The sequence below is a fragment of the Ferrimicrobium acidiphilum DSM 19497 genome (assembly GCF_000949255.1).
In the GTDB taxonomy this organism is placed as follows: Bacteria; Actinomycetota; Acidimicrobiia; order Acidimicrobiales; family Acidimicrobiaceae; genus Ferrimicrobium; species Ferrimicrobium acidiphilum.
The window spans coordinates 1-13504 of record NZ_JXUW01000022.1 but is presented as its reverse complement, the minus strand read 5'-3'; the positions used below and the strand labels follow the sequence as shown (position 1 = coordinate 13504).

The window sequence follows — 13504 nt, the reverse complement described above, 5'->3', positions numbered from 1 at the left end:
ACGATAGCAGACTTGACCCTTGTAGCGAGATACATCAGGTTTTGCGCGAATCCGGTTACGTGTCGATCAAGTGACTACCAGACCTCCTCAAAGAGCAATTGAGAGCTTCGCACTCAGTGAGGTATAAGCGGAGCGCCGTCAGGATTGCTAGCTGTTGTTCTCGAAGGCATCACCTCAAGCCCAGTTGAACTCTGCCATCGCCACGACTGTGCAGGAATAACCCTACGATCATTGACTATGAGATCCGGTTTTGCCTCTGGAATACCGGTGAGATAGTAAAGAGTTGGGCTTGGATGTTGAACCCGGTCACGGCTACAAGCACCGAGCCCGCCCGCCAGAATTACGAAGAGCACTGTTCCGCCCAACCTGGCTTTCATGACACCCGTAGTTAGATGCCAAGGTCGAAAGTGTCTGCCGAAATCTCCGCATTGATACGAAGCGAGGTAACCGCTAGATCCCACGTCCTCCCATCCAACTCTTCCTTTGCGATCCTCCGTATAAATCCAGTCTCCATATCAACCCATAGTTGAAAAAACGTGGCGTCATCGGTCACCTCCTGGTCACCATTCCAGTCTGCTCCTGTGTACCACTGTTGGCATCTGGGTTCTAGCATCGGCCGAGCTTGGTCAGGAACTTCATGGATCCAGTTCCCTTGTGAGGCCAACACATGTGCAAACCAGCGGCGGTCGCCAAGGATGCCATCGACGTATTGACCATGGCTGTTGAGTACCAGGTTGAAGTTGCAAACCCAGAGCTGGGGGGCACTCCAATACCATAGCTGTGCATTCTCTCGTGCCGAAAGGTAGGGGCGTCCAGCCCCGACCCCACGGACGAACCACTCGCCCTGTCGTGCCAACGCCTCAGCACGCGTTCCTGTGTTGACCACTACGCCATCGGTTCGAAACGCATACCTGTCACCGTTTACCACAAAAGAATGAGGGTGGCGAGGTGCTGTATAAAATCGCTCCCCACCGTGTTCGGGTAACTCCTCGTCGAGGCGCCATGACTCTGGAGCACTCCACCACGCACTCGAGTGATATACCGGAATATCGGGTTCAGTCTGCGTAAAGTCGGCCGATGGCTCCTCGACTCTCACACGCCACACACGTCGGTGCTTCGTGAGTAGATGGATCTCCAATGAGTCGACTCCGTCCCATGCATGAAACATCCGTTCTCGTACCAGCTCAAGCTCAGAAGGTGTCGACATCGCTAATCACCTCCCAAATGAACAGCCGGAGTCGTGCCCGTGCAGGCCGCGTAGGTGCCACGGTAAGAATTCGACGACCCCTGGTAAGCACCGTTGACATAGGCATATCCACTGGCATCGTAGTAAGGGAGCGTATTGAGAGGAGCATTCTCGCAGTCAAAGTTAGACTGAGGGGCCATAATGCTGCTCACATTCTCCTCAACCTTTGACACCCCTGGAGCTTGGGCCACCAATTCTCCAGAGACACCTCCATCCGCAGTGGGAACTTCGGTGAGCACGTACAATGTCGCAATTGCCTGAAGCGTACTTGCTGGTTCACTACACCCGACGTAGGTATGGGTATCCACGAAGTGACGATCTAGCGTTGGGTAGTACGCCGATATATGTGGCTTGGCAACCGTTACCGAACAGCTAAATCCCGGATTGCGCACAATCAGTGGACTTTGACTAGCCGACAATGCGGCAGTTGATCCGAGCGCGGTCATCAGCCCACAAGCCGTCATAGCAACTCCGTCTGAAAGGCAGTTCCCAGTCCCATGATTCCCCCCTCCGTCCGATCTTTCCGTACGCAACCCCAATAGTAAGTTATCTCGACAGAGAACAGGTTATTATCGCAAAGATTCTTCGGGACGTGTCCTCTTTTTGGTTGACAAGGAGCTAGCCCGGTTACCCTCTAGGCAAGCCCCGATGGTCCAGGTTAGCTCACTGGGCCTAGCATCACTCAACTACCCTGTCACCTGTCATGCGGGCTCAAGCGGTCGTCCACCCATTGGTCTAGACGTAGAAGGAGCTCTCTAAATCAGGCCTCTGGCTGTGATCTTAACCAAGAATGGGATGCTCGCTGATCGGATGTCCATACGAGATCCACTCTGCTATCGAAAAAGACAATTGCTCACACGGCGCCCTCGCGGTGGGAGTGGCAGGAGAAGGTTCGTGTTATCCCCCACGTCCTTACGGACGCGGCTTGCGCTCCCGTTTGGTCAGTAGAAAGCTTCCCGAGATGAAGTAAAGTTGTGCGAACTCCTCACGCGGCCGACGGGTCATGGCTACGTCCTCGCCGATGTCGGACAATTCAAAGCGATTGGAGCCCTGCGTGTACAACATGGCCAGAGACCGCATCTTACCACGAGGCCGTCGCGATCAAGAATTCCGGGTCATGCCGGGCTTGTCGTGGAAGCGAACCGTCCCACTTCTAACCAAGCTCAGCTGGTTCGTGTGTCTAGGTGTTGTAGGAAATCTCTTCAACACGTTCCCGCACGCACTGGTGCTGAGACTAACACAACAATCCAGAACTACCGGAGCGACGCCGATAGCGACCGTCCATCCTGACAGCTATAGGCATTACAAGCTACCCATGGTGTTGGATGGCAACAACAATAACCGTCCCATCACAATATCAGATAGCACACATCACGGATAAGAATGAGGTATTGCATCGCTAATTCTGAACACACATATCTACTAAACAGATGGAGTAAAAAAAGAATTTCCTGAGGCTCCCGGATTCCAGTCCGGGACTGGCCGACCCGTTCCCACCACAGACGAAAGCCGAACGGCACTAACGGCGCCATTCGGCTTCTCATCAATCCATGCCAATGCAGAAAACTCCACTTCGGCACTGGTATTCTTCCTGTTCAGCAGCCCTTTGCGTTGCGCTCGGACATCAGATAGCTAGACAATCCTTCCGGGTATAGATGACCCTGACCCCGGGCAGTCTGTCCAACACCCTCGAGCTGTCTCGACCCTCGGCGAGTCGCACGAATCCCTAGATTAAACTCAGTGAACTTCATTGTTCATTCCTCCAATTCTTTAGGAGACTTTCCTATTACTACTTCGTCATTTAGTATAGCAACCTCAAGGAGTATTTATTCCAGGCTAGCTAGCAAGGATTGTGCAGATATCAGCTAGGGCTGACTGTAAGTTTTATCGCCTCGACATCGGGATGCGAGTTACAAGTTTAAGACGCGCCAGCGCTAGCAAGCAACAGCAGATCTCGTTCTCCTCTCGCAGGCTCTATACGCTCAGAAGTTCGAGAGGCTTTGGTGGCTCCCAAATCTAGATGACAGCCGCCACCAGTCTTCCCAGGAGAAGCTCCCGGATATGCTCTGGATAATTAGCTTGGTGCGAACGCAACCAACCAAGACTCATCGACCGAGAACGACACGGTTAACTCCTCCGACGGCACGCGGCCGCTAGTCAGGAAGGGCCCGATGGGATAAGGCATCATCTCAGTGCGCCAGAAGCCACGCCAGTTGTTAACAATACGTAGTCTCGATCGCGCAGGTGCGCAAGAAAGATTGACTCTTCTGACCTCAGTGATGAGATGCGATGAACAAGCGAGCCAGAGGTGGCCAACAACTAGCCATACGACATCTGTCTTTTGGCAATCGTATGCGGGTTCCAGGAAGGCGTCAGCGTCACTGAACCTCCGAACTCGACTCCAGTAATCATCGATGATAGCGACACCCGAGCACCTGGGTATTCCCGAAATACGATGCCTGCTCGCTCTCTTCGTGACCAATTGCTGACCTGCTCAATCGGGGCAAGTTCCAGCTCTCACTAAAGACTGGAGCCTCAGTTCGCGCTTACACGATGTCACACACGGACGGAACATCCAGTAGAGCTAGAGCGCGCTAGAGTAGCGATGTCTTCGCAGGCCCATCTTGAACGGCGGTCCATGCGAAGATCAATTGCCACGAGTTAGGCCTCGAGACGTGGATCATGCTGAATGCCTCGCAGCTACCACAGGCAGCTACAACGCTCTCGAGATTCAGCACACACCGGGAAGCCATCACCCTTGGGAATCGGTTGAATCTAGACCAATCGGCGTAGTGAACTAGCCAGACTTGGATGGGGCAGCCTATATGTTAGGGATACTCGCAAAACACTTTGGTGCGCTCACCGCGGAGATGGCTTCATGGTGCCACCCATTCAGGATGCGTCTTCCATGCAAGTTCAGTCTTGCGCCGTTTTGGCTCGGTCTCTTTGAACATCGCCAACAGGATCAGTCCGGATAACCCCACAAGCCCCGCCCCAACCCAGATGGCGGTGGCAACTCCTGCCAACACAGCAACCACGCCAAGGAGTAGCGGACCGATCGCGTATCCACCGTCCCGCCAGAGACGATAGACGCCAAGTGCTCCACCACGCCACCTGGGATCTGCAGTATCCCCAACCGTAGTTATGAGATTGGGGTAGCTGAGCGCCATTCCGAGACCCATGAGAATCACGGCGACGATCCAGACGCCATGGTTGTTAGAACTTACGAAAATCGCCAGACCGACGGCGATCAGAAACGTCCCGAGGGTTATAGGGAGCTTACGACCCACCCGATCGGCCAGCGCCCCAGAGGCGACCTGCCCGAGCCCCCACGCCCAGGCATATAATCCCACCAAAAGTCCGACTTCAGCAAGCGGCACCCCCTTTCCCAGCAGGTAGAGCGGGAAAAAGGCAGCCACCAGACTATCAGCAAACTTGTTTACAAAGCCAGCTTGACACACCGCCAGCATCGAACGATCATGCCAGCTCATATAAGCCCCGAGACGTGTCAGCTTTGGTGCCGCCAACCTCTCCTTGCCTGTTGGGCGACTCACAACCTCAGATTGTGCAAACGGGAGCGTCTCCTTCGCCGGCCCGAGTGTCACGATGACGCCAATAACCACGACACCAAGTGCCAGAAGATAAGGAGTGGGGCGCAAACCATAGCTGGCAACCAAGAGACCGGCCAAGAAGCCACCAACTCCTACACCCACGTAACCAGCAGACTCATCAACCCCTACAGCAAGCCCACGATTCACCGGTCCCACAAGGTCGATTTTGGCGGTCACGGACATCGTCCAGGTGAGAGCTTGGTTCACGCCGAGGAAAAGATTCGCCACGATCACCTGCCACCAAGCGGTAGCAAAGATGATGATGAGCGCATAGGGGACCGCGAATGCCCAACCAGCGAGCAGTATTGCCTTCCGTCCCCTCCGATCAGAGAGCCGTCCAGCTACTAGGTTCATAATTGACTTTACCAGACCAAATGCGGTTATGAAACTGACTGTATAGAGCACCGAAGTTACCCCAAAGGCGTGTCGGGCCAATGGAGGCAACGCTACCCGTTCAACTCCTATCGTCATTCCGATCAACAACGTGATAAACGTAAAGAGGGTGAACTGCCACCAGTTTTGGCGAAGCCCAAGTCTGGAAGATAAATGTTGTCGCTCTACAGGAGGGTCATTAGCTCCACTTCCCGATACTGGGTTCTCCTGACTCACGGTGATACCAGCAGCCGACCAGGCTTGGCACGCAAGCAATCAAAGACAACCTTGGCCTCAAAGCAACCATAGTGCTGGAGCAGCTCTGTGTTGAACAGCGGAGATCGAGCCGCTATCGCTCGTTCCGTTGGCCCAAGTTCGATCGCGGGTGCAGATCGGGCTGGAGTCGTAGTAGAGGATGATCTATCGAGATAATCACTAGCACCAACACGAACGCCGAAAACCAACATCTGCCAATCCGGGTCTTGCGTTGGCCAAGAGATTGGTACGCTAGCACCCTTGACTGCATTGCTGGGCGAGTAGGACGCAATCGTCATAGATCCTCCAATATTCAATTGTATATTTGAGTATAGAGCTGGGCTACGACTTAACCACACAAACCAACGCTACGAGTCAGCGGTCGCGGATAGAACTATCCTCGGCTGGAATCAGGCCAACGTCTGAGCCGACTGTGACAGGGAGTCCCGCCAAACGCCACTCAGGAAATCCTCCCTTTAGCCGACTCGCGGCTATTCCCTTGCTTCGAAGAAAGCGAACCACTTGGGGTGCGAAAACACAATACGGCCCTCGACAATAGGCTATGATCTCGCCTTTGGTTGGAAGGCTAGCTAGTCTGGCCTCCACCTCACGATACGGAAGCGAACGCGCTCCAGAAATATGTCCAGCCCGATATTCAGCCTCTGGTCGAACATCCAAGAGGGTAACTGATCCATCTTTGAGTCGACCAAGCAGCTCCGAGTGATCGACGATCGGATACTGCCCGGCAGGTCCCACGTAGGCGGTGACGAGCTGGGGAAAATCAGCGCGCTCCGACTCGGCTGTGGAACGCAAAGCCGACCACAACACCTCCACCTCAATACCCGCCAAACGATAGTAAATGTGGGTACCATCTCTGCGCGAGCGAACAAGTCCGGCGTTGGCTAACGATCGGAGGTGGTGGGATGTATTGGCAAGACTCTGGTCGATTTCCGCTGCGACCTCATACACTGAGCGCTCTCCTTGGGCCAATAGATCAATAATTTCTACTCGCCGTCCGGTCGACAACGCCTTAGCGATCTCACCCAAGGCATCAAAAAGTTTGGTTTTTGCCACTCGCGAGCTCCGCTCGCCTGGTCCAACCTCAGCATATCGCATACCTCCTGGAGTATACCCCAAGCACTTCGCGTTACGGTGGTTGCAGCACAGGTGTGCCAGCAGGCAAGAAATCCCAGCTATTCATGCACGAAGTTAGCGCCGAAGTCTCTGTGACAAAATCATCTATAGAGCCGACAGAGACGCCTATCCACGAGATAGGTACATGACTTTTTCTAGAATATCGGTCAATAACGATAGAGGTCGATCTAGTAGTTACCTCCAGGTCATCCGGCTAGGGCGCCATGTCGAAGAAACGATGTCAGACACAGTCGAGGTAAATCGACGCCTCGCAATATCCAGCGAAGCTCCTACCAAGGGTGCATCTATGCACACAGATTGCGGATCTCAATCGACACACGGTTCGGCAGGCTGTGTTACCACCTGCAATCTCCCGCAGAAGCATATCCATTGACTAGCTGTCGCAGTGACGACCATCATCCGCAGTCAAGTCTCCAGTCGGATAGGATCGCTAGCTTTGGTTTCATCCGAAGAAGCCGTGGTCAAGTCGTCCAGAACTGCGGTATCAATAGGAGCCTGATCGAAGTATTGGCGCCCCATTAGCGCAGATGCACCCGCCGCCACCAAACAAGCCGCCACCGCGAAATCTAACGCTACGTGGAGTCCGTGACTGAAGGGGGCCGCGATAAGACTCGGAAAGAAGGAGCGTCCCGTTAGATAAACCGACTGTGCGTGTGGCAACTTCGCCAGTACGCCACTCGGACCCAACAGACTCTGGATCGGATTATATCCCAAAAACGCTGCGAACACAGAGGAGGTCGGCGGTAGATTGGCCACCTTGTGAGCTGAAGCAGAGGGAACTCCATGGGCAATCAGGCCGTGATAGAGAGATGCCGGTAGATGACTCGCTAGGCCAACGATGATCAGAGTAAAGAAAATACCGATGGAAAGCACCATGGCGGCATTCATCGAAGTGGTGGCCATTCCTGCACCCTGCCCTCGCTGGTTTGGTGGAAGCGAGTTCATTACCGCTGCTCTGTTAGGAGAGGTGAACAGCCCCATTGATAGCCCTACGGCGAGGAGCAACAGACCGAACCATACATACGAGAAGTCGATAGGCAAGACCTCCAACAGAGCAAAGCTAAGAGCCGCTACTAGCATCCCTGCGACAGCAAACGGGCGAGGACCATATCGATCTGACAGGAAACCTGATATTGGCCCAGCAAGCAGGAAACCAGCCGTAAGCGGCAGCATAAAGATACCTGCCCACAACGGAGTTTGAACAAAGCTGTAGCCATGTTCGGGCAGCCAGATGCCCTGCAACCAGATGATCAGAATAAACATCAAGCCACCTCGTCCTAATGAGGCAAGAAAGCCAGCAACGTTAGCAGCAGCAAAGGAACGAATACGAAACAGCGGTATGCGAAACATCGGCGACTTCACCTTGGTCTCTATCCAGACGAAAAGAGCAAGTACCAAGACGCCACCGATGAGCGCTGTCAGCACTCGTGGGTTCGACCAACCCATGGCATGACTCCCATAAGGTTCGATACCGTAAACGATGCCGACTAGCAACGCCACCAGCCCAATCGCAAAAGTCGCGTTGCCCAGCCAGTCGATCTTGGAGCGAACTCTCACTCCCTTGTCTTTGAGGTTAATGACACCCCAAATCGTCCCTATGATCCCAACCGGAACCGAGACAAGGAAGACAAGTCTCCAATCGATAGGGCCCAGCACTCCTCCGAGGATGAGTCCAATGAAGGTTCCACCGGTAAAGGCAACCATGTTGGTACCAAGCGCCAGACCTCGTTGCTTTGGTGGGAACGCATCCGTCAAGATCGCCATCGAATTTGCCATGATGAAGGCTCCACCCACACCTTGGAATACCCGCATAACGATCATGTATAAGGCAGCATCAGGGCCATGCATCCACGTAACCGAGAGCATGATCGAGAATACGGTAAAGATAGCAAAGCCGGTGTTGTACATACGGACTCGCCCGAAAATATCACCAAGACGTCCAAAGCTAACGACTAGGACTGCAGTCACAAGCATATAGCCCATCAAGAGCCAAAGAAAGTAGCTAGTATTGCCTGGCGTCAATGGATTTAAATGAATCCCACGGAATATGTCCGGCAAGGCGATCAGCACGATCGACGCATCTATAGAGGCCATCAACATGCCAAGAGTGGTATTCGACAACGTAGACCATTTACCTTTGTATGGATCTATGTTGTCCTTTGGCGATTCACCACTCCCGTGTGTTAGCAGAGCCGTTGCACCACTCATCTCCACTCCTCGCCTGGTTGTTTCAACCCAGCCGCCAGCACATCCAGATGCGATGCAAGCTCCTCAACAAGAGAGATACTCCCCTCGTGCTCACTCCACGACATCATTGCCAACCGGGCAGCGACCAGCGTGGTAGCCACCACGAGCGGCGCGTACCACCCCGACATCGAACCTCCACCACGCTCGGACAATGGAACGACGAGTTGGCGCTCTACCTCTGCCCAGCTAGCGACGTGGCGAACGAGAAGTGTAGGATTCGAGCGAATAATCCGTAGACGATCGAGCAGTTCCGCATGATCTTCATCAAGCCCGGCCAACACATCTATCAACATCGCGCGAAGTGCCTCTGCTGGCGTCTCTGTTAAAGGCCGAGCAACAAGCGCCGCGAGCATATCTCTCACCAAGTTCGGATCCAGACCGCAGAGAGCATCCTCTTTAGACGAAAAATAGTTGAAGAAGGTACGCGGCGACAGATCGGCATTTGCCGCAATAGCTTCGACCGTTACTGCGCCCAACCCATGCTGAGTAACCAGTGAGACAGCCGACCTCCGAAACGTCTTGCGGGTGGCTTGCTTCTTACGTTCTCGAAGCGATGGTCTCATCGTAATCTTATCCATTCCTTACACTCTATGCACTTTTGCACATTGTGCCGCAATAATCAGTGGATTCCTGCTCCAAAATGAAGCTACCGATATGCCAAGACAGCCACATATTGACGCGTTCTCGCTCCGACGCGCTGTCTGGTGAAGACAATTGACCTATAGCGTTGGCGTGCTGCTATGAAGTACCGCGCTCGAGCGTCCGGTCCTATCGCAAAAAGACAGCCACGAAGTCACGCCAGAAAGGGCCAAGGTAATGTACCGGCGGAAAGATCATCGAGGAGAGGAGGTTGGTGCCAACGATGCCACTAGGGGTGGTATCGGTGTAGGTTGCGAAATTAACCCAATCTGGGTTTATATCAAGCTGCATACCTTCAATCGCTCCAGCGTGGACTAGAACTGCTCCGAGTTCTGCAGGGGAGAGTCCAGGTCCACCTACCCAGACAAGGTTGTGATTTGCAGTTACTCCAACGCCACTACGCCAAGTGCTAACCAAGTTTCCAAGCGAGTAACCCCATGTGACAAGGGGAGCAATACTCGCCTGCGGCGTCACCTCCCCATGATCGACCAGGAGTGTGAGATTCTGTCGGACCGACTGCACCGATGACGTCATAGACACCTCACTACCCCACGCACCGATGTTGACCGTCCCATTGTCATACTCAACCAATGAGGCGTCTCCGTTATGGAGAGGAGAGCCATAGCGTCCAGCCTGATAGAAACCTCCTGAAGTAGCGCTGAACTGAAAACCCCCTTCGAATGCGGCCAACAGAGTCGGGAACCGCGAGGAGGGTATCGGCGCTTGGTATGGCCATGAGCCACCAGGCTGGGTGGTGCCTGCGTAGATCTGCGTGCTTGCCTGTTGCTGATTCATCCACGCGACCGCCACTGGTTGGGCTCCGGCTTGAGGCACTATCGTAGTCGTAAAGAGTGCGGCCCCTCCGATGCCTTCGTCACCCTTTGGAACCCATGGTACCGACTGGGCTCCAGCGGCCATGGGACTGAGAGTAATCGGCGCATACCAAAGCTGCTCGTAGGAGCCGAGTCGTGACGATGGGCGCATAAAGCCATGGTTTGCGAAAGCTGCCCACGGATACGTATTCACTACATCCGCTACGGGAGCACCGGTTACGGTTCGGGGCCAAACTAAGAGCAGCACAGTGGCCAACACCCCGAGACTGTTCTTGTGAATCCGTGCACCCGGTCTAATCCGATGATGCCTCATCGATCCAAGTTATCCGAACCGCAAACAGTAACCGGCTCGTCTCGATTCACCCGTTGTCAGCAAACCATTATCCAACAAATTACGATCAGCGGCCTCGAACCATCACACATGCCATCGCCTCGACGCTGAGCTCCCACAACCTATAGATCGCAAAGCTTGCATACCCAGAGACCACGCCTAATCAACTACAACAGAGTTGATCCCAGCACACGATTACTGCGTGCGGTACTCCAAGCTTGGCACTACTTGGCCCCGTAGGAACGAAGAACAGTGTTCAACACCGCAGTGCAGATTGCATGCATGAAATTCGGGAATTTACAGGTCTCAAGGTGTCGTCCAGTAGTTCCCAGGGTCGGCAGTTGGAGAACGAGTGATGACTGCGCTGGCAGAATAGTTGCCACCCGATGGCTAGGGCAACTTGTCATCTAAAACCAGTATCCTGCTCGGCTAGTACCGAACACATGCGACTTATGGTCGACTTGTGAGAAGCTCACTAACGCGACTCGATGAAACATCGCCTCTGCCGCCCGAGCTATTGGACCGCGCCATGTGCGCAACAGCCGACTTTGCTGCTCGATGCATTAGAAGAACGACATGGGCAAAGCTCCTGTACTTTTGGTGTTTAGACTGGTCACATCCTATGAATCGAGAATCGCGCACTGTCACACTCGTAGTTTCAATCGCCTCTGCTACAACCACCACGCTCCCAGCATTCCTCACAGGCGCGCTTGCAGTGGTGATTCGGCACCATCTCGATCTCACCACCACCCAGTTGGGGCTCCTCGTCTCCACGTTTTTCGCTGCCGCAATCCCCTTTTCTTTGCTCATAGGACCCCGGGTCAAGCTGCTGGGTGTGGAGAGGCTAATGCGCATAGCAGTAGCCTCCACCGTGCTCAGCCTGCTCACCATTGCACTCCTAGATAGCACGTTTCTTAGTATTCTCGTGTCACTCATCCTCGCTGGAGCTGCGAATGGTGTGATGCAACCAACAGTAAATCAATTTCTGGTTGGGCGCATCAAACTCAAAGGACAGGGGCTCGCGTTCGGCATCAAGCAGGCAGCGGTGCCACTAGCGACGCTGTTGGCTGGACTAGCCGTACCTCTCGTGGCGCTCACCATCGGCTGGCGGTACGGTTATCTTGGTGCCGCAATTTTCGGTATAGTTACGTTTGTCGCGATTCCAACCACAAACAAGGGTTCCACTGAGCAAGGAGACCGAACCGCAACCAAGGTTGTGCTGGGACCGCTCATCATCCTCGCTATGGGGATGGCATTCGGAGCCGGAGCCGCGAATGCCATGGGAGCATTCCTCGTTAGTTCGAACGTTCACAGTGGGTTCTCTCCGGGCACGGCAGGTTATCTGGCGGCTATTGGAAGCGCAAGCTCATTTATAACTCGCATTATGTCCGGTTTCTTTGCAGACCGGAGACGTGGAAATCACCTCACCGTCGTTGCGGCGATGCTAATGATCGGCGCAGTCGGCTACCTTCTCCTATCGCTTGGCAATCCCGAACTCGTCGTTTTTGCCGGAGTCTTAGCCTATGCAGCTGGATGGGGATGGAATGGGGTCTTCAATTTTGCCATCACAAAGACACACCCAGGCTCTATTGCACATGCAACCGGCATTACCCAGGCCGGTCTATATTGCGGCTCGCTCCTGGGCCCCTCGCTATTCGGAGTCCTAGTTGACCACTACAGCTTCGCTGTCGCTTGGCAGGTCAATGCGGTCTTTGCAGTCATTGGCGCAATTGCAATGTGGATCGGCAGAAGAGCCCTCCGGGCCGAGCTAGCCGGTCGCGACCTTGGAGCATAATCTCAGCCTACAAAACATGACCCCAGCTGGCACGCAAGAAACGGGGCACGATTACAAGATATCAGAAAGGTCTAGGCTAAGTCGCTATGCCGTTGCATCTGAGTGATCAATAGTGAGCCCACTCATCATGATGCACTCTTTAAAAGGTTCTCGTCTCGGACTTCTTGCTCACGCCTTCGAGAGTTGTTCTTGCCGCGCCGAGCACGGCCAGTATTGCTACCGGTCTTACATGCTCTCTCCAGGTGATGAGTCAACCATGAAACTACTCACGATACGGGACACGGTTCTCCCTTAAGGCAAGGAGAATATAGGTATGGGAGAAGCGGAAGGACAGAAAACTAGGAAAGAGAGGACTCGTCGACAATTTGACAACGAATTCAAAAAAGACGCAGTCAGACTTTTCGAGAGTGGGAACTCGTCGCTAAGGCAGGTAGCCAAAGATCTTGGCATCTCGAAGGCGACGCTGTCGAACTGAGTTGACAAGGCCCGCAAGGAGAGACGGGATGTGGGGGTAACTCCAGATCTTGCTGCATAGAACCGTAGGCTTTCCCAAGGAGAACGAACAGCTCAGTATGGGATGCGAAATCTTAAAACGATTTTCGCACCTTCCAGGGTCAAGAAGATGCGGCGAGAGCTGATCTATCAGTTCATCGATACGACTGCGGCCGAATTCTGCAGTATCTGTGCTCTGTGAAGTGTGCAAGGTCTCACGCTCTGGTTACTAATGAGGCAAACCTCGGACCGCCGAGTGAGTGGATAATGATGCAGGTTCTCTATCATGACCGGTATCAGGACAAAACCTGACCGACCGTTTGGGGTGGGGTGTGGGCGACGTTGCAAACGTGAACGATCTCCTCGATAGCCATGTGATTCTCGATCTTGAGTGTCTCGACCGGATCTACTTGAACGTCTATGTGCCCAAGCTTCAAATGCCAGGTCAGTCGTCTACTTCCTGCGCGATCATCGAAAGATGCCAATTGCCTCTCCGGCCATCATGGAGAAGATGGGGAATCGCTTCAG

General features: G+C 53.9%; 11 protein-coding genes and 1 pseudogene. 3 read left to right on the top strand and 9 right to left on the bottom strand.

The genetic code is table 11. The features are described from left to right. Window positions 1–388 precede the first annotated feature (388 nt). The 9 genes from FEAC_RS10125 to FEAC_RS10090 form a co-directional block, all read right to left on the bottom strand. On the bottom strand, window positions 389–1207 hold the full coding sequence (locus FEAC_RS10125) for a hypothetical protein (RefSeq protein ID WP_035390153.1): 819 nt from the start codon (window positions 1205–1207) through the stop codon (window positions 389–391). A 2-nt stretch (window positions 1208–1209) separates the two neighbouring features. Further along, entirely contained in the window at window positions 1210–1710 is a 501-nt protein-coding gene (locus tag FEAC_RS10120) for a hypothetical protein (RefSeq protein WP_035390151.1), read from the bottom strand. Between the two features lie 1131 nt (window positions 1711–2841). Beyond that, on the bottom strand, window positions 2842–2997 hold the full coding sequence (locus FEAC_RS15610) for a hypothetical protein (protein ID WP_156099286.1): 156 nt from the start codon (window positions 2995–2997) through the stop codon (window positions 2842–2844). Window positions 2998–4122: 1125 nt separating this feature from the next. After that, entirely contained in the window at window positions 4123–5466 is a 1344-nt protein-coding gene (locus FEAC_RS10115; protein ID WP_052566204.1) for an MFS transporter, read from the bottom strand. Then, window positions 5463–5783 carry a hypothetical protein gene (locus tag FEAC_RS10110; protein WP_035390149.1) on the bottom strand — a complete coding sequence of 107 codons (321 nt, stop codon included), beginning with the start codon at window positions 5781–5783 and terminating at the stop codon, window positions 5463–5465. The genes FEAC_RS10115 and FEAC_RS10110 overlap by 4 nt, the downstream gene beginning before the upstream one ends. A 76-nt stretch (window positions 5784–5859) precedes the next feature. Further along, entirely contained in the window at window positions 5860–6558 is a 699-nt protein-coding gene (locus FEAC_RS10105) for an ArsR/SmtB family transcription factor (protein ID WP_035390194.1), read from the bottom strand. A gap of 486 nt (window positions 6559–7044) precedes the next feature. Then, window positions 7045–8847: an MFS transporter gene (locus tag FEAC_RS10100; RefSeq protein WP_081901142.1), complete on the bottom strand. Its 1803-nt coding sequence runs from the start codon at window positions 8845–8847 to the stop codon at window positions 7045–7047. Next, window positions 8844–9464: a TetR/AcrR family transcriptional regulator gene (locus FEAC_RS10095; RefSeq protein ID WP_052566202.1), complete on the bottom strand. Its 621-nt coding sequence runs from the start codon at window positions 9462–9464 to the stop codon at window positions 8844–8846. Before FEAC_RS10095 ends, FEAC_RS10100 begins: the two co-directional genes overlap by 4 nt. 190 nt (window positions 9465–9654) lie before the next feature. Further along, the gene (locus FEAC_RS10090; RefSeq protein ID WP_160290378.1) at window positions 9655–10551 is read right to left on the bottom strand and encodes a hypothetical protein; all 897 of its coding nucleotides are present in this window, start codon (window positions 10549–10551) and stop codon (window positions 9655–9657) included. Window positions 10552–11311: 760 nt separating this feature from the next. Between FEAC_RS10090 and FEAC_RS10085 the strand changes: the two genes are divergently transcribed. The 3 genes and pseudogenes from FEAC_RS10085 to FEAC_RS15975 form a co-directional block, all read left to right on the top strand. Then, the gene (locus FEAC_RS10085; RefSeq protein WP_035390145.1) at window positions 11312–12484 is read left to right on the top strand and encodes an MFS transporter; all 1173 of its coding nucleotides are present in this window, start codon (window positions 11312–11314) and stop codon (window positions 12482–12484) included. Between the two features lie 313 nt (window positions 12485–12797). Continuing rightward, a complete protein-coding gene (locus tag FEAC_RS14805; RefSeq protein WP_081901127.1) occupies window positions 12798–12959 on the top strand; it encodes a transposase in 162 nt (53 codons plus the stop codon). 349 nt (window positions 12960–13308) lie between these two features. Then, a pseudogene (locus FEAC_RS15975) lies at window positions 13309–13504 on the top strand (hypothetical protein); the annotation flags it as partial.